The 21,298-nt window shown below is 61.2% G+C and carries 18 protein-coding genes; 7 read left to right on the forward strand and 11 right to left on the reverse strand.

Translation table 11 applies throughout. The features are described 5' to 3' along the window. Positions 1 to 46 precede the first annotated feature (46 nt). The 10 genes from GOQ28_RS03415 to coq7 all read right to left on the reverse strand — a co-directional run bounded on the left by GOQ28_RS03415 (position 47) and on the right by coq7 (position 12,959). A complete protein-coding gene (locus GOQ28_RS03415) occupies positions 47 to 1,180 on the reverse strand; it encodes a glycosyltransferase family 4 protein (protein ID WP_160355431.1) in 1,134 nt (377 codons plus the stop codon). Continuing rightward, positions 1,177 to 2,451, reverse strand: coding sequence for a glycosyltransferase family 4 protein (locus GOQ28_RS03420; RefSeq protein WP_160355432.1), 1,275 nt, complete (start codon positions 2,449 to 2,451; stop codon positions 1,177 to 1,179). The genes GOQ28_RS03415 and GOQ28_RS03420 overlap by 4 nt, the downstream gene beginning before the upstream one ends. Then, the gene (locus GOQ28_RS03425; RefSeq protein ID WP_160355433.1) at positions 2,412 to 3,536 is read right to left on the reverse strand and encodes a glycosyltransferase family 4 protein; all 1,125 of its coding nucleotides are present in this window, start codon (positions 3,534 to 3,536) and stop codon (positions 2,412 to 2,414) included. Before GOQ28_RS03425 ends, GOQ28_RS03420 begins: the two co-directional genes overlap by 40 nt. Continuing rightward, the gene (asnB, locus tag GOQ28_RS03430) at positions 3,533 to 5,461 is read right to left on the reverse strand and encodes an asparagine synthase (glutamine-hydrolyzing) (RefSeq protein WP_160355434.1); all 1,929 of its coding nucleotides are present in this window, start codon (positions 5,459 to 5,461) and stop codon (positions 3,533 to 3,535) included. Before asnB ends, GOQ28_RS03425 begins: the two co-directional genes overlap by 4 nt. 45 nt (positions 5,462 to 5,506) lie before the next feature. Continuing rightward, positions 5,507 to 6,643, reverse strand: coding sequence for a glycosyltransferase family 4 protein (locus tag GOQ28_RS03435; protein ID WP_160355435.1), 1,137 nt, complete (start codon positions 6,641 to 6,643; stop codon positions 5,507 to 5,509). After that, positions 6,640 to 8,001, reverse strand: a complete 1,362-nt coding sequence (gene murJ, locus GOQ28_RS03440; protein WP_160355436.1) for a murein biosynthesis integral membrane protein MurJ — start codon at positions 7,999 to 8,001, stop codon at positions 6,640 to 6,642. Before murJ ends, GOQ28_RS03435 begins: the two co-directional genes overlap by 4 nt. Before the next feature lie 12 nt (positions 8,002 to 8,013). Continuing rightward, positions 8,014 to 9,039: an SDR family oxidoreductase gene (locus GOQ28_RS03445; RefSeq protein WP_160355437.1), complete on the reverse strand. Its 1,026-nt coding sequence runs from the start codon at positions 9,037 to 9,039 to the stop codon at positions 8,014 to 8,016. 11 nt (positions 9,040 to 9,050) lie between these two features. Then, the gene (gene tviB, locus GOQ28_RS03450) at positions 9,051 to 10,325 is read right to left on the reverse strand and encodes a Vi polysaccharide biosynthesis UDP-N-acetylglucosamine C-6 dehydrogenase TviB (RefSeq protein WP_160355438.1); all 1,275 of its coding nucleotides are present in this window, start codon (positions 10,323 to 10,325) and stop codon (positions 9,051 to 9,053) included. An 82-nt stretch (positions 10,326 to 10,407) separates the two neighbouring features. Continuing rightward, positions 10,408 to 11,502 (reverse strand): glycosyltransferase, encoded by a 1,095-nt coding sequence (locus tag GOQ28_RS03455; protein WP_160348693.1) that lies wholly within the window; start codon positions 11,500 to 11,502, stop codon positions 10,408 to 10,410. A 779-nt stretch (positions 11,503 to 12,281) separates the two neighbouring features. Beyond that, a complete protein-coding gene (coq7, locus tag GOQ28_RS03460) occupies positions 12,282 to 12,959 on the reverse strand; it encodes a 2-polyprenyl-3-methyl-6-methoxy-1,4-benzoquinone monooxygenase (protein WP_202109615.1) in 678 nt (225 codons plus the stop codon). A 189-nt stretch (positions 12,960 to 13,148) separates the two neighbouring features. Here coq7 and GOQ28_RS03465 point away from each other — a divergent pair, with 189 nt between their 5' ends. Genes GOQ28_RS03465 through GOQ28_RS03475 form a run of 3 tightly spaced genes read left to right on the forward strand, consistent with a single transcriptional unit; the run spans position 13,149 to position 15,127 of the window. After that, a complete protein-coding gene (locus GOQ28_RS03465; RefSeq protein WP_160355439.1) occupies positions 13,149 to 13,589 on the forward strand; it encodes an OsmC family protein in 441 nt (146 codons plus the stop codon). Between the two features lie 43 nt (positions 13,590 to 13,632). Continuing rightward, positions 13,633 to 14,604, forward strand: a complete 972-nt coding sequence (locus tag GOQ28_RS03470; protein WP_160355440.1) for a thymidylate synthase — start codon at positions 13,633 to 13,635, stop codon at positions 14,602 to 14,604. Positions 14,605 to 14,638: 34 nt separating this feature from the next. Then, the gene (locus GOQ28_RS03475) at positions 14,639 to 15,127 is read left to right on the forward strand and encodes a dihydrofolate reductase (RefSeq protein ID WP_160348696.1); all 489 of its coding nucleotides are present in this window, start codon (positions 14,639 to 14,641) and stop codon (positions 15,125 to 15,127) included. Positions 15,128 to 15,144: 17 nt separating this feature from the next. Here GOQ28_RS03475 and GOQ28_RS03480 read toward each other — a convergent pair whose 3' ends face one another. Then, positions 15,145 to 16,569, reverse strand: a complete 1,425-nt coding sequence (locus tag GOQ28_RS03480) for an aminotransferase-like domain-containing protein (protein ID WP_160355441.1) — start codon at positions 16,567 to 16,569, stop codon at positions 15,145 to 15,147. A 605-nt stretch (positions 16,570 to 17,174) separates the two neighbouring features. Here GOQ28_RS03480 and dctP point away from each other — a divergent pair. The 4 genes from dctP (at position 17,175) to GOQ28_RS03500 (ending at position 21,246) form a co-directional block, all read left to right on the forward strand. Continuing rightward, positions 17,175 to 18,179 carry a TRAP transporter substrate-binding protein DctP gene (dctP, locus tag GOQ28_RS03485; protein WP_160348698.1) on the forward strand — a complete coding sequence of 335 codons (1,005 nt, stop codon included), beginning with the start codon at positions 17,175 to 17,177 and terminating at the stop codon, positions 18,177 to 18,179. Between the two features lie 66 nt (positions 18,180 to 18,245). After that, positions 18,246 to 18,809: a TRAP transporter small permease subunit gene (locus tag GOQ28_RS03490; RefSeq protein WP_160348699.1), complete on the forward strand. Its 564-nt coding sequence runs from the start codon at positions 18,246 to 18,248 to the stop codon at positions 18,807 to 18,809. Then, on the forward strand, positions 18,802 to 20,112 hold the full coding sequence (locus GOQ28_RS03495; RefSeq protein WP_160355442.1) for a TRAP transporter large permease subunit: 1,311 nt from the start codon (positions 18,802 to 18,804) through the stop codon (positions 20,110 to 20,112). Before GOQ28_RS03490 ends, GOQ28_RS03495 begins: the two co-directional genes overlap by 8 nt. Before the next feature lie 234 nt (positions 20,113 to 20,346). Continuing rightward, positions 20,347 to 21,246: a polysaccharide deacetylase family protein gene (locus tag GOQ28_RS03500; protein ID WP_160355443.1), complete on the forward strand. Its 900-nt coding sequence runs from the start codon at positions 20,347 to 20,349 to the stop codon at positions 21,244 to 21,246. The last annotated feature ends 52 nt before the right edge of the window (positions 21,247 to 21,298 follow it).

A 21,298-nucleotide genomic window follows, 5' to 3' on the forward strand; every position in this document is an offset into this window, starting at 1 on the left:
GTGTGTGTGTACGCATCACAGAGAGCTTGACGGCGCGGCAATGCTCTTAGCGCGCTTGCCGCAACGTTTGATACAGCTCCAGGTGCTTGGCGCACACGTCCTCGATAGCGAACTCGCGCTCGGCCAGTGCACGCCCCGCCGCACCCATCCGTTGCCGTAGCAACGTGTCCTGAGCCAGCCGCGCTATTGCGGCTGCCAGGGCCTCGGCATCGTGCGAGGGCACCAGCAACCCCGTCACATCAGGCTCAATAGCGTCACGACATCCCGGCACATCGGTGGTGACGACGGCGCGGCCGCAGGCCGCCGCTTCGATCAGCGAGCGGGGAAGCCCCTCGCGATAGGACGGTAGCACGGCGATATGGGACGCCGCATACAGCTGAGCGATATCGCTGCGCTCACCCAAGGGCTCGATGATGCCCTCGTCCTGCCACGCCCGCACATCCTCCGCAGTTACCGAGGCCGGATTGCCCGGATCAATGCCCCCGGCTAACAACATCCGAACATGCACATTCTGCCGGCGCAGAATGCGAGCCGCTTCGACAAACTCCAACACGCCCTTGTCGCGCAGCAAACGCGCGACCATCAAGGCCACGACCGGCGTGGGCGGCTCGGCAACCGCGGCGTACTCCGACAGGTTCACGCCGGAACCTCGAATCATCACCACCTGCTCGTCGCGCACTGCCCCCAGCTTGCTCAGCACATCACGGTCGCTGGCGTTCTGAAACACGATGCGGCTATTCGGATGACCAAGCGCGATGCGATACAACACGGTTACCACCCGGCGCACGAGTTCGGCCTTGGCCCCACGCGAGACGAAGACGAAACCTAAGCCCGATATCGCGGAGACCATGCTCGGTACGCGGGCCAGTCTTGCCGCAACGCCACCATAAAGTACCGGTTTAATGGTCACCAGGTGCACGATGTCGGGCCGGACCCGCCTGAACAGGCGATACAACGCAAGCATCGTCTTCAGTTCGCTAAGCGGATTCTTGCCGCTACGCGTCATGGGGATGACGTGGTGCGTCATACCATACGACTGAATACGCGCCACGCTGTCGCCGTCCATGGTCGCGACATGCACCTCATAGCCCTCGCGCTGGGCGGCCAGGGCCAGCGGCAGCCGGTGCGATAAAAAGAACGCCGGATTGTTGACCACAAACAGCAAACGCGGACAGTTCATGATGACTCCTTCGCACCACGGCGCGAGATGCGACGCCAGACTGACTCGTACTGAGCGACCATATGGGCCAGATCGAATTCGGCGAGCACGCGTGCGCGTCCGGGGCCGCCCACGGCATCGCGGCCGCGCACCGTGATGTCCTCCAGCGCCCGGGCGATACCGTCAGCCAAGGCTTGCGCGTTCTCCGGCGGAACGACCGGGGCAGTCTGCCCCACGATATGCGCGGCGTCGCCCACGTCGGTGACGACGCAAGGAGTACCACAAGCCATGGCCTCCGCGACCACATTAGGAAAACCTTCCGCGCAACTCGACAGGACGTGAATGTCCAATGCATTCATGACGGCCGGCACATCATCACTGGGGCCGAGCAATAGCACCCGATCACCCAATCCCAGGCGTTCGATCATCGCACGCAGCCCGGCATTGTCGGGGGTCATACCCCGTCCGATTAACGCGCAGTGTATGTCGGCAGACAGGTGTCCAGGGGCTTCGGCATGGGGAGTCGTGATAGACCCGCCCACGCCGTCATCCGCGCGGGGCTGATATCGCTGCACCAACAACGCCATTGCACCGAGCAGGTTGCCATGGTCCTTCAGTGGATCCCAGCGCGCCACACATCCGATTACCGGGGTCGTGTCCGACACCTGCCACCGTAATCGCATACGTTGACGGGCTTGCGCATCGGGCTGATAACGCGACAGATCGTAGCCATTGGCGATCACGGTCATACGATCCGCGCGATAGCCGTATTGCTCGTGACGCACCGCCGAATCGCGCGCTGCGCATACGATCGCTGCGGGAATTTGACCAGAGAGCATCGCGCATAGCTTCAAGACCAGTCGTGCGGAACGGCTGCTGCGCTGCAAGTGCGCGCCCGAATTGCGTATGCCCCAGGCGATGGCACGCACACCCGCCAATCGCGCCGCGATGCCGCCGATCAGGTCGGCGTGGTACATCCAGGTTTGCACTGCATCCGGCCGTTGCTCGATCAGCATGCGACGCAATCTGGCGAACCCACTCAGACTAACGCGCCCCCGCGCCATGCCCAGGGTGTGAACGGTGACGCCGGCAGCCCGCAAACGTTCACCGTACACACCGTCATCGGTCAGCGAAATGACGGTGTGCTCAACGGGCTGCCCGGCAAAAGTGGCCAGCCGGAACAACACGGCCTCTGCGCCGCCCTGCCCCAGGCCGGTGATCACATGGGTAACGCGCAACGGCTCGCCCGTGGTCATGCCTTGCCTCGCACCGTCTCGAACAAACGATCCCATTGCGCCAGCACCGCAGGCAGCGCATAACGATCGCGCACGGATTGCGCGGCGCGCAGGCCCAGACTATGACGCAGCGTCGCGTCCGCCATCACGCGGCGCATGCCATCGCGCAGTTTGTCCCGATCGCCCGCGGGCACCAGGATCGCGTCCTGACCATCACGGGTCATCTCACGCGGGCCGCTAGGGCAGTCGAATGCGACGCAAGGCAGACCCAGCGCCATCGACTCCAACAACACGTTAGGAAACCCCTCAACCGCGGAGCTCAACACAAAGGCATGACCTCCGGATAACGCTTCCCAAGGCGCATCGGTGCGTCCGGGCAGCTGAATACGATCCACCAAACCCGCGGACTCGACGCGCGCCCGCAGGCTGTCCCGATCGGGCCCCTCGCCCCAGATCCACAAGTCCCAATCCGGATATGCGGTCGCCAACTGAGCGAAGACATCGATCAACAGATCAAACTGTTTAGCGGGCACGAGCCGTCCCATCGCCAAGAGCCGCTTGCGCGGCGTCTCTGCCTGCGCATCGACTAGCGGGGCATCCAATAATGCGGGTGGCAAGGGATTGGGAATCACTTCCAGGCGGCGCATGCCGGGCACCTGCCGGGAGAATGGCCCCACGGTGTCGTCGGCCTGCACCGTGACCATGTCGGCCTTCGGATACAAAAAGCGCCGCGCCTGAGACCAGACACGGCCCGTCGTCGTCTCCGCGACCGGATTCGTGCGCTCGCAGACAATCAACGGCACGTCCAGCTTGCCGAGGACCTTGGTGGCGAGAATCGCCGCAACGTTGACATTGGTCAGAAACGACACCACCACATCGGGTTTTTGCTCGATGATGAGTTGGCGCAGCGCCCGCAGTCGCGTCCACGCCGCCAGCGGCCCGCCCTGGCGGGTACCCGCGCGATCGGCCAGCCAAATCAGGTTCACCGCATCCGAAACGGGATAAAAACACGTGCCCTTGGAAGAATACGTGGGCACCAATGTCACGGTATCGCCGCGCTCAGTCCAGGCGTTCACCAATGTGGCGGCCACCCGTTCGGCGCCGCCCGCGTGCATGGAACTGACCAGCAGCAATATCTTCATCGTCGTGTATCCTTTTGTCCAACCATACCGGCGTGATAGCGATCCAACCAGGCCTGCATCATCAGCACGCCCCACAGACGGCTGCTCCAGTCGCGATGCCCGGAAACGTGCTCACGCCACTTCTGCAAAATCGGCTCCGGCTCGAACCAGCCCTCCTGACGCAGCCGCTCTGGCTGTAGCAAGGACTCTGCCCAGTCGCGCAACGGGCCGCGCAGCCACGCGGCCAAGGGCACCGCGAACCCGCGCTTGGGACGATCTACCAGAGCTTGAGGCACATGGCGGTAAAGCACCTGACGCAGCAGCCATTTGCCAGTGTTGCCCCGGACCTTGTACTCGAAAGGCAAGCGCCAGGCGAACTCATAGACACGGTGATCCAATATGGGCACACGCGTCTCCAGACTCACCGCCATGGCGGCGCGATCGACTTTCACCAGGATGTCGTCGGGCAGATAAGTCACCGTATCGAGCTTCATCATGGCGTCGAAAACCGATCCTTCCAATTGTTGCTCGAACAACGAGGGCGGCTCGACGCCGCCTTTGACGACACGGGCGGGATCGGCCCAGTAAGACACGAACTGACGATAGAAATCGCCGTGACGGTCCGTACGCAGCAATTCACCCAGTTTGCCGACCTTGCCGCGCCACGCACCACGCCCAGGCAGAGACGCCGAGGCACTGAGCATCGTACCCATCATGTGACGCAATGGGCGCGGATATCGCTCGCATTTCGCCCACCAGTCACGCACCCGGAAATACCGCGAGTAGCCGCCAAACAGTTCGTCGCCACCATCGCCGGACAATGCCACCGTCACATGCTGGCGCGCCATGCGCGTCACTAGCGACGTGGGGATTTGCGATGAATCCGCGAACGGCTCGTCATACATATCGGCCAGCGTGGGCACCACGGCCAGCGCATCGTCCGCCGTCACATACAGCTCGGTATGATCCGTGCCCAAATGCTTGGCGACCGCTTTGGCGTGCTCGGCCTCGTTGTATTTCTTCTCGTGAAAGCCAATGGCAAAGGTGCGCACCGGTTGCGAGCTTTGCGCCTGCATCAGCGCCACGATGGTGGACGAATCGATCCCACCGGAAAGAAACGCGCCCAGGCTGACGTCCGACAGCATCTGCCCACCCACCGCTTTGGACAGCACGGCCTCCAGTTCATCCGTGGCGTGCGCGTCGGACGCAAAGCTGCTGCGAGTCTGCAAACCGACATCGGCCATCTGCATCGCGGACCAGTAGGCCACATGCTGCGGAACACGAGTTCCCTGCATATCGGCTTCGCTGACTTCCAGCCAGGTGCCGGGAGGCAGCTTGTAAATGCCTTCGTAGATGGACTGCGGCGCCGGAATATAGTTGTGACGCATCAGCGACGCAATCGCTGAGCGGTTCAGTTCGCGACCGAAACCCGGGATGGGCATCAACGCCTTCAGCTCCGAGGCAAAGACGAGATTGCCCCCGGTATAGCCGTAGTAGAGCGGCTTCTCGCCCATGCGGTCTCGCGCCAGCGTCAGGCTACGCCGTTCACGATCCCACAGCGCGATCGCGAACATGCCCACGGACGCTTGCAGGGTTTTCTCAACGCCCCAGGCGCTGAACCCCGCCAACACGGTTTCGGTGTCGGAATGCCCGCGCCACTGCGGCGCCTGTCCGGCCTGTTCCAACTGCGCGCGCAGTTCGAGATGGTTGTACACCTCGCCATTGAGCACCAGCACGTACCGGCCACACGCCGACACCATCGGCTGATGACCCGCTTCAGACAGATCCAGAATCGCCAGTCGGACATGCGCCAGCGTGATGCCGGCGTTCAGGTCCTCCCAGAGACCATGACTATCCGGGCCGCGATGCTGTATGCGCCGGCAGCTGTCGGCCAGCACCTGCGCCTTATCGGGTAAGGCTCCCCAGATTCCGACTATTCCACACATGATGGTCTCTTTTGCGTGCATCCGGACGAGGCCGCGCCAAACTAGTTAGCCCGCGCGCCGCACATCGTCAAAAAGTTGTTGCCACATACCCAGCACCCGCTGGGCGGAAAATCGTTCGCGTGCCTCGATGGCGCGCGCCGCCATGGCCTCGCGGGCCGCGCTGTCACGCATCAACGTCGATAGCGCCGCCGCCATCGCGGCCACATCGCCGTTGGGTCGTACCAGCACCCCGTCTATGCCATCGCGCACGACCTCTCGCGGTCCCGTGTCGCAGTCAAAGCATACCGCGGTCAAACCGCTGGCCAGCGATTCCAGCAGCGTATTGGACAAGCCCTCGAATCGGGAGCTCAGCACATAAAGATCGGATTGCGCGTACCAGTCTCCGACATTGCCGACCCGACCGGGCATCGATACCCGCGCCTGCAAGGCCATCTCGTCGATCTGCGCTTGCAAGGACTGCCGCTCACTGCCCTCGCCAAGGATGATCAAATCCCAATCGGGATGCGCCGATGCGACACGCGCAAAAGCCTGCAATAGCAGATCGAACCCTTTATCGGTATGCAGTCGCCCGACCGCCAGCAGCCGGCGACGCCCGTTCGCGGCAGGCGGCATCACCACCGGCTCGCCTCGCGTCAAAGGCCAATGCACAGGGTTCGGAATCACCGCGAGCCGCGAGCCTGGCACGTGCTGATCCAGCCAATCCGCCGTACCGCGCGTCAACGCTACCACGCGCGCGGCGCGCGGATACGTCAGACGGCGCAAACGCTGCCACAATCCAGACAGCATCTGCGACGGCGGATGGGTATGTTCGGTCGCAATCACCTGGCAGGGCAGACCCCGCGCGGCCAACACCGCCAGCACCGAGGCCGTGGTCATCATGCCCAACACGATGTCGGGCTGAAACTCGCGCAACACCTTGCGCAACGCGCGCACGCGGCGCACATTCGCGACGATGCCGCGCAGTCCCCCGCCCTCGCCGGCGGTGTAAAGAATCCGCCGCTGCACGTTCGGGTGCAGCGTATAGGCATCATCGCGATCATCGGCCTGCGTGACCACCATCACCGGCCAGCCCGACTCGGCCCAGTGCGCGCTCAAATCCGCGGCCACGCGCTCAGCGCCGCCGCCATGCAGCGAGTGAATAAAGATCAGGACACGCGGCACAGGCATCGTCGTATCGTTCATACCGCCTCCTTGGCCACGGGCGGATCGGGTCGTTTTAGCGCCACCACGAGATAGCAGGCAAACGACAGGGCATACATCAATGCCGTGGCCAGCATGATGCCCGACGTCCCCATATGGTCGGCCAGCACACCATTCAGCGCCGCCTTGAGCAGAAAGTTCGCCACGGCGATAAAAGCCATGACACGGTAGCGATTTTGACTCGCCAACAGCTGCACCAGGATCAGGACACCGAAATAAAACGGCAATTGCAGCAGGCCCCAGCGGAACACCTCGGCCACCATCTGCGTATCTTGAGCGGTGAACTCACCACGCTGGAACAACACCGCAACGCCCCACGGCGCCAATGCCCAGGCTATCGCCACCGCGACGGCCCCCGCGCCCAGCATCAGGGCCGACCACTTCAACGCCATTGTCCGCGCGCGCGCGGCGTCGCCACGGGCCTGCACATCGGCCAGCACGGGTAACGCGGCACGGCCCACCGACACCGCGCCAATGCCGATCAACAGCGACAGCAGCCGGGCTGCATACCCCAGCGTCGCGTTGGCGTTATCGCCTAACTGCGCCGCGGTATATTGATCCAAGGGCCCGACGAAGCTCATCGCCACCTGCCCCACCAGCATGATGCCTGCGGCGCTAACGAGTTCGGGCCAATGCGGCGATTGCAGACTCAACCGAGGCGAGCCCCAGAATCCACCATCCGCACGCGCGGCCAGCCACGCCAGCCACGCGGTCTGAATCGCATAGCCGACCAAGGTGCCCCACAGCAGCGGGCCGACGTCATTAACGGACTGCGCGGCAAGCATTACCCAAGCCAGCGTAGCAATGGCGGGCAAACTATCGAGCAGTGTATTGACGTGACGTTCGTGCGAGCGCAGACGGGCCCCACTGATACCGGCGATCAAGAGCAGTGCCGCAACGGGCGCGAATGCCAGCAGCAGCTCCGTGCTCATGCTCGACACCTGGGCCGACAACCCGCTGCCGCCCCAGCGCAACACCCACGGCCAGGCCGCGACCGTCAGCCCGGCTAGCACAACGCCGACCAACAGCACCCAACCCTGCAATTCGCGCACGAACTGATTGCGTTCAGCGCCCCCAGTGCGCTTTAGGCGCACCAGGACCGGGATCAGCACCACGCCCAACACGCCCACGATGGTCGATGGCAACCAGCTCGCCAGCGTCATCGTGAACTGGTAGGCATCCACGGCGTCGCTCACGCCGTAGCGGTAGGCGACGGCCATTTCCTTGACCGCGCCGGCGGCCTTACCCAGGATCAAGAAGATCGCTACCCGAAACGCCGCCTTGAAAATGCGCTGGTGATCAGGATGGATCGCATTGACTCTGCGAATGAGCGCTTTCAAGATAAAGAACGATCAGCGCAGGAATTTGACATACCAGGGCATGGCGACCTCCAGCCCACGCAGGATGTCGTAGGCTGGGGAGTAACCCAACAGCTTTTCCGCCTTGCCAATATTGGCTTGCGAATGCCGCACATCGCCGGGACGGAAATCCCCGTACACGGGTTTCTTTTCATACCGCACGCCCTGCTGGCCCAAGGTCTTCGCCAGATAGTCGAACAGCTGATTCAGCGTGGTACGCCCGCCAAAGGCGACGTTATAGACCTGATCGCGCGCCTCGTCGCTGGCTACCGCCGCCAACAGATTGGCTTGCACGGCGTTATCGACAAAGCAGAAATCACGGCTCGTCTCGCCATCGCCGTTGACCTTGACGTCCTCGTTGAGGATCATCGCCGCCGTCCATTTCGGAATCACGGCGGCGTAAGCGCCATCCGGATCCTGTCGCTTGCCGAACACGTTGAAATAACGCAGACCCACGCTGCGGAACCCATACGAACGCGCGAACACATTGGCGTACAGCTCGTTGACGTACTTGGTCACCGCGTAGGGAGACAAGGGATTGCCGATGTTTTCTTCCAGCTTGGGCAGCGCCGGGTGATCGCCATAGGTTGAGCTCGATGCGGCGTACACAAAGTTCTTGACCTTGGCATCGCGCGCGGCGACCAGCATGTTCAGAAAACCGCTGATGTTCACCGCATTCGTCGTGATCGGATCGACCAGCGAGCGCGGCACAGAACCTAGCGCTGCCTGATGCAACACATAATCGACGCCTTCGACGGCGCGCTGGCAATCCGCCAATTCGCGAATATCGCCTTCGATAAACGTAAAGCGCGCCCATTGTTCGGCGCTGACGGAATCGCGTACCTCATCCAGGTTGCGCTGATAACCCGTCGCGAAATTATCCAGGCCGACCACGGTCTGATTTAGCTTGAGCAGCGTCTCCAGCAGGTTAGAACCGATGAATCCGGCGCAGCCGGTCACCAGCCATTTGACCGGCGACGCTTGCAGTTCTCGCTGGATGCTCTCGTAGCGATTAGTCATTCATACCTCCATTACAGACGCAGGTCGGATTCGCTGGGCTTGAGCACGTACTTCAGGTCATACAAGACATGCTTCGGCTTGCCGAACGCGCGAATCGCGGCGGCGCCCATTTTCACGAACTGCTCATGCGAGACGGCCAGGATGATGGCGTCGTACTTGCCAGCTTCGGGCTTGGCGATGGGCTCGATTCCGTACTCGTGCACGGCTTCTTGCGGATCGACCCACGGGTCATACACGTCCACATCGACGTTGTATTCGCCCAGCTCGTGCACGATGTCCACCACGCGCGTATTGCGCAGATCGGGGCAGTTTTCCTTGAACGTCAGGCCCATCACCAGCACGCGCGCGCCCTGCACATGGATGCGTTGCTTGGTCATGCACTTGACCAGCTGCGACACCACATAGCCGCCCATGGAGTCATTCAGGCGACGACCCGCCAGGATGATTTCGGGGTGATAGCCGATCGACTGCGCTTTATGCGTCAGATAGTACGGGTCCACGCCAATGCAATGGCCGCCCACCAGACCGGGGCGGAACGGAAGGAAGTTCCACTTCGTGCCGGCCGCTTCCAACACCGCCTCGGTGTCGATGCCCATCTTGTTAAAGATCAGCGCCAGCTCGTTGATCAGCGCGATGTTGACGTCGCGCTGGGTGTTTTCGATGACCTTGGCGGCCTCGGCCACGCGGATGCTGGACGCTTTATGCGTACCGGCGGTGATGATCTCGTTGTAGAGCGCATCGACCAGATCGGCGACTTCCGGCGTCGAGCCGGAGGTCACTTTCTTGATCGTGTTCACGCGGTGTGCCTTGTCGCCCGGGTTGATGCGCTCGGGGCTATAGCCGGCGTAGAAATCTTCGTTGAACTTCAGACCCGACACGCGTTCGAGTACGGGCACGCAGTCTTCTTCGGTCGCGCCGGGATACACGGTCGATTCATAGATGACGATATCGCCGCGCTTGAGCACGGAACCGATGGTCTCGCTCGCCTTGATGAGCGGCGTCAGATCCGGATTCTTATATTGGTCGATCGGCGTGGGCACCGTCACGATGAACACGTTGGCTTTGCCCAATTCGGCACGATCGGACGTGTAGGTCAGATTCTTGGCTTGCGCGAGCTCGTCGTCTTCGACCTCCAGCGTGTGATCATGGCCGGCCTGCAGCGCCTGGATGCGTTTGACATTGATGTCGAACCCGATCACCGGACGCTTTTTGCCGAACTCCACGGCCAGGGGCAGCCCGACATAACCAAGGCCCACCACGGCAAGTTTCACTTCATCGATACGCAAGATCGCTCTCCCTTTGCCGCTTTACGATCGCGGCATTGCAAATAGGAACGGGAATTGTAACAACGGCGAGGCAGCGGCCTGCTCAGTGCGCCCGTGGCAGCAATAGCCAGGACGGGCGACGCCACGACACGAGCCGGACGTACAGCCAGATATAAACCGCTGCGAACACCACCAGGCTCAGGCAGAGTATCCAGGCGTTATCCCACCATATCGTGGCCGGCACCAGCCCGATCAGGGCCAGCACCCACATATAGGGGGACGCTAGGGCGTTGCACAGGGCCGGCACGGCATGGCGACGATCACGACTGAACGTCACACGCACCAGACGGCGAAAGACCAGCTGATGCAAGTGCAACGCATCCGGCTGATCCACCGGCACTCCGCGTTTGAAGCGCCTGCGCCAGATTGAAAACCCCGTTTCAAAAACCGGATAAAACAGTACCGCCAGCGCATAGAACGGCGATACGGAAGGATTACGCACCACTAGCAGGACAGCCAGTTCCGCGAGCATGAAACCCAGAAAATACGCGCCGCCGTCGCCCAGGAACACGCGGCCGAACGGAAAATTCCACACCAGAAAGCCGAGCGTCGCAGAGGCCAGGGCCGCGGCGATCATAAAGATCGGCATATCGCCCACTTGCAAGGCCACCAGGGCAATCGAGACCGACATCAACGTGGCGACCATCCCGGCTAAGCCGTTCATCCCGTCAACGATGTTGAGTGCGTGCGTACACCCCCCCACCGCAAACATGGTGAAAAGCAGAGATACCGGCCAGAAAGACAGCACCCAATCCACGGGAGCCATGCCGACACGGCTGACGCCACCCAGCAACCACCATGCAATCGCGGCTGATAAGAATGCGGCAAGCAGGCGCTTGCTGGCGCCAATGTCCTTGGTAATGTCTTCGAGCAGCCCCGCGACGAACACGGGCAAGGCCGCGACAAACAGCGCGGGCCATAGCCACGTCAGCGTCATGTTGCTGGGCCCGAGTACAAGCAAACCCGCCAAGGAACCAGCCAGCACCGCAAGACCGCCCACGCGAGGCGTGGCGCGCGAGTGCGACGCCTGAGGCTTATTTAGGTCGCTGTCACCGGTAAACGCGCCATGCCAGCGCTCGGAGGCGACGATTAGGCCCCCGACCATGAACGCCACCACACAGATATATAACCAAGTCACAACAATACCTTAGCAGGTGGAGGTAAGGAGCACGACATTATCGACACCGCGTGTAACACCCGTATATGAGGGGCATGAACAAGTGAAAGGTGTCCCCTCAGGATGTAACAATTGAAGCGTACTCTGCAGAACACCCGCAGCGTGAGGGAATTGTAATCCTATTGCCCCGCTCCGATACGCCCAGCCCCTGTGTCGCCCCCAGGGCGAGGGCCTTTTTACCCGGGCGTGGCTTTGCGGCCACAATCGTCTTAATCCTGGGCACTCAGGAGTGGGCGATGAGGTCGGCGATTTCGGGGAATGCAGAGAACGGCAGTGATGGGTGGCAGCGCTCACAATACCAGGCGAGCGAGCGCATAACGAAAAAAAAGCCCGAGATCGCAAGATCTCGGGCTAAATCCACCAAAGGAGGAGGGTGGAGGAGACAACCGTGGCATGTTGTGGCAACCCTGAGGGTCTTGCCGCTACGCTTCGGGGTTTTCACCGCGCCGCTGCGTTTTCAACATCCATGTACGAATATTAGCCGATCGTTTTGTGCGACGCAAGATGTTTTTTGGAAATTTTTTAGGGCCGTGATTTTTGTTGTGATTACGCAGCAATGAGGCTCGTGACTGCGCTGACAACAAGCATCTACGTGCATCAGGGCGTTTCCGGAAAGGGTAAACCCTTGCGGGCTTACCCTAAAGTTTTCAAGCGCTTAGACCGGATCGGAGACTCTCTATGACTACTGCCCACCCCGGTAATTGTGCGTTGCACAACTGCCCGCCAGCGGAGCGTCCAACTTAAATCCGGTAGGCGGTCGTCGTCATCACGCGCGACATCAGCCGCATCAAACCGCGCACGGGTGCTGGCAGTGGCACGCCGCCCGCCTCTTCGGCGTTATGCCGGTGCTGAGCCTCGTCTTCTTTCATCTTGTCGACGATCTCCCGGGAACGAAGATCGGTGGGCGGCAAGGTGCGCAGGTGACCGTCCAAATGTTCCTCGACCTGACGCTCCGTCTCGGCCATAAAGCCCAGATTGCGCGGCACGCCGGCCACGCTGGCCAAAGCCCCCAACGTAAATGAACCGGCATACCAAAGCGGGTTCAACAGACTCGGTCGGCTACCGAGCTCTTCTAGGCGCTGGGCGCACCACACCAAATGATCCACCTCTTCGGCCGCGGCCTGTTCCAGCAAACGGCGCGCCGACGCATCGCGGCAAGCGGTGGCCTGACCACGGTACAGCGCCTGTGCGCAGACTTCACCCACGTGATTCACCCGCATCAGCCCGGCGGCATGCCGCTTTTCCTGCTCGGTCAAGGGCGGTTGCGGCTCTGCCGCTTGTGCCGGATACGCGCGCGAGGCTGTCGCGGCACCCGCGAGCACGCGCAGAGCACGGTCGACTTCACCAATCAAACCGTCGAGTGGACCGCGCCGGCGTGCAAACGGGACAGCAACGGAACTCATGGTGGCATCGGGCATATTGGGACTCCTGAGCATCTGCATCTGTGATTTAGGGTTCCCCCTAATTGTAGGGAAATTGGCTAGTGCCGGCCTTCCTCGTTCTATAACGCTGCTTTAGCATGAACCGCTCCCGCCCCTGCGTCTTGGACAGTTGACCCCGGGTTATCATGGAGGTTTTCTTCGCGACTTACGAACGAGGGATTTTTCATGGAATGCACCATCAACTGGGGTGGCCCGGACGGCATGCTGTTCGTCGCGCAGACCGGCAGCGGCCATATCGCCGCCATGGACGGCGCGGTTGAAGGTGGCGGTCATAATCTGGCCCCGCGCCCCATGGAAATGCTGCTGGCCGGCACCGGCGGCTGCACGGCCTATGATGTGGTCCTGATCTTGAAGCGCGGACGTCACGCCGTGACGGGCTGCTCGGTCAAACTGGCCGCCGAGCGCGCGGAAACGGACCCTAAAGTGTTTACCCGCATTCATTTTGCGTTCACGGTGACTGGTAAGAAATTGCCCCGCGCTGCCGTGGAACGCGCGGTACAACTGTCCCATGAGAAGTACTGCTCCGCGTCGGCCATCCTGGAAAAAACCGCTGAACTCACGTTCTCGGTAGAAGTGGTCGATACCGACGAAACGCCCGCGGCCTGACGGCTGCGGGACCACGCTTGCTTCGTGGGCGCCTGGCTTTGCTATGAAACAGTACCTTTCGCTAATTCAATCCATCCTGGATCACGGTGCGTGGCAGGAAAACCGCACGGGCATCCGGACCTTGTCCCTGCCCGGCGCGGCGTTGCGGTTCGACCTGCAACAGGGTTTCCCTGCGGTCACCACCAAGAAGCTGGCTTTTAAATCGGCAATTGGCGAGCTGGTCGGTTTCCTACGCGGGGCGCGCAGCGCGGCGGAGTTTCGCGCGCTGGGTTGCAAGGTTTGGGACCAGAATGCGAACGAGAACGCAAACTGGCTCGCCAACCCGTACCGCGAGGGCCCGGACGATCTGGGGCCGGTCTATGGCGTTCAATGGCGACGCTGGCCGGCGTACAAGCTGCTGCCTCGGACGCAGAGCACGCAGATCGAAGATGCGTTGGGTCGGGGCTACCGCCAAGTATCCGAGGTAGACGAAGCCGGCGTGCCGCATGTGTTGCTGTACAAAGCGGTGGACCAACTGCGTCAGTGCCTGGACACGATACATACCAACCCGCAGGACCGACGCATTCTCTTTCATGGCTGGAACTGGGCACAGATCGAGGAAATGGCGCTGCCGCCTTGCCACCTGCTCTATCAGTTCCTGCCTAACGCCAGCACGCGCGAGATATCGCTGTGTCTATATATACGGTCCAACGATGTCGGGCTGGGCACGCCGTTCAATTTGACCGAGGGCGCGGCGCTGCTGCATCTGGTGGGCCGGTTGACGGGGTATCGCCCGCGCTGGTTCTCGTATTTCATTGGCGACGCGCATATTTACGAGAATCATATGCCCATGCTGCGCGAACAGCTCAAGCGCGAGCCGTATGAATCGCCGCGCCTGGTGCTGTCGGACCGCATCCCGGACTATGCCGTCACGGGTCAGTACGAACCCGATTGGCTCGAGTGCGTGGAGCCGGGTGATTTTGCGTTGGAAGGCTACAGGCATCACCCGCCATTGACCGCGCCCATGGCCGTATAACGACTGCGACGCTGACTTCATCGAGGCCGAACCTATGCCGCCTACCCTGACCCTTGTTGTCGCGTATTCGGATAATCGCGTCATTGGACGCGACAATGCGTTGCCCTGGAAGCTGCCGGGCGACCTCGCGCATTTCAAGCGCACCACGCTGGGCAGCCCCATCATCATGGGACGCAAGACCTGGGAATCGCTCGGACGCCCGCTGCCGGGCCGCACGAATGTGGTGGTGACTCGCAATGCGGATTACGAGGCGCCGGGCGCCGTGGTGGCCACGACCTTGCAGGCGGCAATCGATGCCTGTGGGAACGTGCCGCATGCGTATGTGATCGGCGGCGCGCAGATCTATGAGCAAGCCATCCCGCTCGCGCAACGCGTCATCGCCACCGAAGTGCGTGCGCATGTGGAAGGCGATGCCTTTTTCCCGGGACTGGCCGCCGCGCATTGGCGTGAAACCTCGCGCGAGCCACAGCCGGAAGAGAACGGCTACCACTACGAATTCGTGGTGTACGAGCGGCGCGACTGAGGCGATCAGGCGGCACGCTAGGCTGATTTCTTTTGCCGCACCTGCTCAAGAAAGCGCCACAGTTGGGGCGCTTGTGAATAGGCGACGTTGAACCGCATCCACGGAATGTCGGCCTCGTCGGGATCGAAATACGATCCCGGGGCGAGCCAGATTCCATCTTTGAGCGCGGCCTCTGCCAACGTATTGGCGCTGCACGCCCATGAGTCCGGCAGCCGCGCCCACAAAAATAAGCCCGCATGCGGGCGCGCCCACAGTGTCAATCCCAGTGCATCCATGTGCTGCGCCACCACTGCGTGTGCCTGCGCCAGCCGCTCGCGTGTGCGCGCGATATGCGCGCGATAGCGTCCCTCGCGGATGACCTGATGCACCACACGCTCCATGATTTCGGGCGAGGTCAAGCCGACCGCCATTTTGGTGCGAGCGATGTCGCGCACCAGATCGCGATGCGCGGCGATATAACCCACGCGCACCGAAGGGCTGATCACTTTCGAGAACCCGCCCAGATACACTACACGCCGTGCTCCATCGAGCGCGGCGAGCATCGGCGCGGAGGTGGTCACGAGTTCACGTGATATATCGTCCTCGATCACCCAGAACTCTTGTTGCTCGGCGAGCTGAAGCACGCGAAAGGCATTCGACATGCTCATAACGGCGCCAGAGGGATTTTGCAGCACGGTGTTGACGAATAACGCGCGCGGACGATGAGTCTGCGCGGCTTGGGCCAGCGCCTCACAATCCAGACCGTCTGCCGTGCGAGGTACGCTGACCATCCGAACCCCAGCTAGCCGCAACATGGGCAGCAGGTTGGCATAACAAGGATGTTCGACCAGCACGGTATCGCCCGGCCGCAGCAAAGTACGTATGACCAAGTCCAAACCATGGGTCACCCCTTGCGTCAACACCACCTGGTCGAGCGTTACATCCAGGCCATGCGCGCCGAGCCCGGACGCGACGGTGTCGCGCAAGGGGGCATAACCATAGGGATGCCCGTAACCCGCGATGCGCAACGCGGGCACGCGCCCCAAGTGCCGTAGCGCCTGATGCAGGCCTTCCTCGTTTAACCATTCACCCGGCAACCAGCCGCCGCCCGACTTGATGGCGATGGAGTGATCGGCAAAGATGTCCGATAACAGCCAGCTCGCATTCAACCGCGGCGGCACCCAGGAAGCAGGCTCGCTCGGCGCATGCGCATCCCCCTGTGGCGCGACGCGGTATCCGGCGCCGGGTCGCGCCGTTAACCAGCCCTGATTGACCAGGCGACCATAGGCGCTGGCGACGGTAAATGTGCTGACGCCGTACTTGCGCGCGAACTCACGTACCGAAGGCACTGCCATGCCGGGGCGCAACTGGCGGTTCTGGATCGCGGCGGCATACACGTCCACCACCTGATCGACCAGCGTAGATCCCTGATTGCGCGCGCGAACCGGCTGAAAATCAAACATGGCAACTGCGAGTCCCAAGGGTGCGTCCGGCCGACGAAGGATGAGCGCAGACCGATGAACGTTCGCGCTGATTTTATATGTCGGGCGGCGCCATCGGGTGAAAAGTAGCTAGCTGAGCAAATGGGTGATGGCGCGCTCTCGCGCACCACAATAAGGCATCTCCGCCCCAAGTTGAGCCAAAACCGCACGCCGACAAAGTGCGATCTGCACCAGGCTTGTGCGGCGGGGCCGCCCTACCGTTCCAATGTAAAAAAGTTTGTTTTCGTATAGGATTATCGGCGATAATTCGCGCGCCAAAAAAGCAAAGCAACACGAGGCTATTCCCCCCTGAATTTCAATAAAGGCATGAAATAAGGGGATATTTGGCGCTACTTTGCAGCTTTAGAAGCAACTACGCCCAGCGACGACAGGCTTTTTATCGTATACGATATATGCGTATTCTCTTTTTAATCCTGGCACGACCGAGACCAAAATGTCAGGATGGTCACACGTCAGACTGGTGGTCAGTGAACCAGGGTTAAGGCAGATGAATGCGCGACCGGCTGGCCCGAACGACACTCTGTTTACCCACAACCTTTTTTCCCTCAAGCACTAAAGGAGTTTCCATGAAGCGCTTTTTGGCCGCGACCGCGTTCGCGCTGCTTCCCGCTTTGTCCATGGCACAGGCGGAGTACAACCTGCGCTGGGCGCACTATCTGCCTGACGGCCCGTTCCTCGAGGTCGAAAACCAGTTCGCCAAGAACGTCGAACAACGCACCAACGGCAAGGTCAAGATCAACGCGACCTACGCTGGCGGCTTGGGCAACGTGAGCGAAATCTTGGCTCTGGCTGGCCGTGGCGCGGTGGACTTCGCAACGGCGCCCGCTGGCTACTATCCGGACCGCCTGCCGCTGTGGAAGGCGTCGCAATTGCCCTTCGTCTTCGAGAGCCCCAAACAGGCCATCGAAACGCTGCAAACGCTGCGCAAAGAGTTCCCCAGCTTTGACGCCGAAATGAAGAAGATGGGTATCCGCTTCTTGTTCCAGCAACCGCTGGGTTCGTACTACTTCCTGGGCAACCAGGCAGGCTGCGATACGCTGGCTGGCATCAACGGCAAGAAAGTGCGTGCGTTCGGCGCAGACATTCCCAAGATCGTCTCCGCGGCCGGCGGCGTGCCGGTGACCCTGTCGACGACCGAAATGTACGAAGGCCTGCAACGCGGCGTGGTGGACTATGCCAACGCCGACGTGGGCAACCTGGCCTCGTTGAAGCTGTATGAAGTGGGCAACAAGATCTGTGGCCCCATCATGACGTTCACGGGCCACATGATGGCCGTCAGCGATCGTACCTGGACGCGCCTGCCCAAGGAATACCAGGACATCATCGCCGAGGAAGCAGCCGCTGCTCAACAGCGTTATCTGGAGTGGGTTGACGCCAACAACCAGAAGGCTATCGGCGTGATCAATGAAGCGGGTATCGAGATCGTGCCCTTCAACCCCGATGACATGGCCAAGTGGAAAGCCGCCGCGCCTGACCTCATCGAGGGTTGGGTACGTGAGTCGGCCAAGCGTGGCCAAGGCGACGAAGCCGCGAAGATCGCTGCTCGTTGGCGCGAACTGCTCGCCCAATAAGCCCGTCGCGGCCTAGATGGCGTGGCCCGGCCGGGCCACGCCGACTTCAAACCTGAAGCGAACCCCATGTCCTCATTGTCTCGGTTATTAGAAAAACTGGCTTGGGCCACTGTCGTAGTTGGCGGCCTGGGGCTGATGATGTCCATGTGCCTGGGTGTCGCCGACGTCGTCGGCACCTATGTCGGACACCCCGTGCCCGGCGCATATGAACTTACTGAGAGCACGATGGTGCTCGTCGTCTTTGGTGGGTTGGCGTACGCGCAGATCAAGCGCAAGCACATCCGCGTCGAATTGCTCTACCAACATATGTCGCCCCGCGTGCAGTCGACGATGGATATCGTCGCTGACCTGGCTGCGCTGGTGTTCTTTGCCCTCTTGGCCTGGCAAGGCTGGAATGAAGCGCTCTATAGCTGGGAGATCGATGAGGCGACGAATGGTCTGGTTCGTTTTCCGTTATACCCGGCCCGATTCGTCCTGGTGTTCGGCTCGGTGCTTTTCCTGATTCAGATGTTTCTTGATTTGCTCGAAGACATCGGTCGATTGCTGACCGGCGTCGGCGGTCGCAAAGAGGATCTCATCACAGACGAAATCAAGGCGCTCATGGAAGAAGGAGAACAACGCCGTGCTTGATCCCGCAACCACTAGCTTGATTTGCGTAGGACTGTTGTTTCTCCTACTGGTGATCGGCGCGCACATCGGCGTGGCATTGGGTATTGCCGGCGTGCTGGGCATGTACCTGACGATCGGTCCGGACGCTGCGTGGGCGCAGCTGGCCATGGTGCCGTTCGCCACGACCAACTCCTTTATGTTGGCCACGATTCCGCTATTCATCCTGATGGGCTCGTTCGCGACACAGGCGAACCTGACGACGGACCTTTATCGTGCCGCTTATACCTGGCTGGGCCGCTTGCCCGGTGGCATGGCGATCGCGACGACCTTGGCCTCGGCGGCCTTCGGTGCGGCATCGGGCTCGACCATAGTGAACGCAGCCGTGTTCACGCGCATGGCGCTGCCGGAAATGACCCGCCTGGGCTATGACAAGCTGCTGAGCTCGGGCTGTATCGCCGCCTCGGGCACATTGGCCGCGCTGATTCCTCCGAGTATCTTGATGGTGGTCTACGCCATTATCACGGAGCAATCGATCGGCAAGATCATGCTGGCCGGCCTGGTCCCCGGACTGCTGACCGCGCTCGTGTTCATGGGCGGCATCTATGTGCGTGTGAAGCTCAAGCCTTCGCTTGCGCCCATGCCGAAGGAAACCTTCACCTGGGGTGACCGTTTCAAGTCGCTGTCCGGTGTGTGGGGCATTTGTGTTCTGTTCGCGCTGGTGATCGGCGGCATTTACGCAGGCTTGTTTACGCCGACCTTCGCGGGTGCGGTAGGCGCGTTTGGCGCACTGGTGATTGTCGTATGCAAGCGCCGCTTGACCAAGCAGGCAGCAGTTGAAATCGTCAAAGACGCAGGCATCAACAGCACGACGATCTTCATCATCATTATCGGCGGCATGCTGTTCGCGCGTTTCCTGACCTACACCGGTATTGTCAACGACGTCACGAACTATTTGATCTCGCTGGAACTCGCGCCGATCACCTATCTGCTTTGCTTCATCGTGGTCTTCCTGATTCTGGGAATGTTCATCGAAGCCATCGCGATCATGGTGATGACCATGCCGGTGATGTATCCGGTCTTGATCGGCGTGGGCTATGACCCGATCTGGCTAGGCATTATCTCGGTGAAGCTGGCGGAAATCTCGCTGTGCACGCCGCCCGTGGGCTTGAACGTGTACGTGGTGCGCAGCGCCTCGCCGGTGCCGCTGAGCCTGGAGAACGTGTTCGCGGGGGTCACGCCGTTCGTGGTGATGGATTTCCTGGTGCTGGCATTGCTGGTGGCTTTCCCGGAAATCGTGACGTTCTTGCCCAACATGATGTCGTAACGAGGTTCCAAAGGCATATGAAGGCCCGAATCCGGACGCTTCTAAAGCCGAGGCGATAACCCGTCGGTCTCGATGCTCACACATCGAGACCGACAATGCATTACAAGTCGGTGGATACGCCCATTTGCGCCCAACGGCGCCGGGGTGACCGCAGCGACATTACGCAGACGACTGGCAGCGCAGCGCCACGAAAGCGCGCGCATTGTTTGAATTTATTCGTGGAGAAGCAAACACATGACGCTCGAACATCACGGAAGGTATGAATATCGAAACATCGACCAGCGCCCGACTTACGAGTGGCCGAACGGCACACGTCTGGCCGTTTTCGTGGCGATGAACGTTGAAGTGTTTCGATTTGGCAAGGGCAAGGGCGCAGCAATCGCTCCGCCCGACCAGGCGCAAAGCCCCAGCATTTACTCGTACCGCGATTATGGCAACCGCGTGGGCTTCTGGCGACTGATGGATATGTTCCGCGAGATGAATATCCCGCTCGAACATCAGCTCAATACCGCCGCGTACGACCTGCATCCGGACATCGTCGAGCGTATCCGCGCACATGGTGACGAGATTCTGGGGCACGGCCATACCAACTCGGACGAGCAAGCCGCGGTATCCGTGGAGGAAGAGCGCGCGCTGATCGAACAATGCACGGCCCGCATCACCAAAGAGGAAGGCCATGCTCCCACGGGCTGGATGAGCCCCTGGTTCTCCAACTCCGACCAGACGCTCGACCTGCTGCAAGAGGCTGGCTATAAATACGTGATGGACTGGACGTCCGACGACCAGCCAATCTGGGCCAAGACCCGGAATGGCAAGATCCTCTTGATGCCCTACCCCATCGAGTCCAACGATAACCGCGCCTTGGTGTGGTTCCGTTATAGCTCCAAAGAATACGCGGACATGCTCATCGACGCGTTCGACGAGATGTTGGAGCAGTCCAAGCGTCAGCCCTTGGTGTGTCCGATTGCGCTGCATCCGTTCGTGGTGGGCCGCCCCTACCGCCTGCCGCAGTTGCGCCGTGTGTTCGAACACATTCAAAAGCACCGCGACCAGATCTGGCTGACCCGCCCGGGCGATATCTACCGCCATGTGGCCAGCTTGCCCCCCGGCACGGTGCCCGGCGACCAATACTGACGTGGGCATTTAGCCTGCGAGCCCGCTGTCGCGCCGGACGACGATCCGGCCG

The sequence above is a fragment of the Bordetella sp. 02P26C-1 genome (genome assembly GCF_009763255.1).
Lineage (GTDB): Bacteria > Pseudomonadota > Gammaproteobacteria > Burkholderiales > Burkholderiaceae_B > Bordetella_A.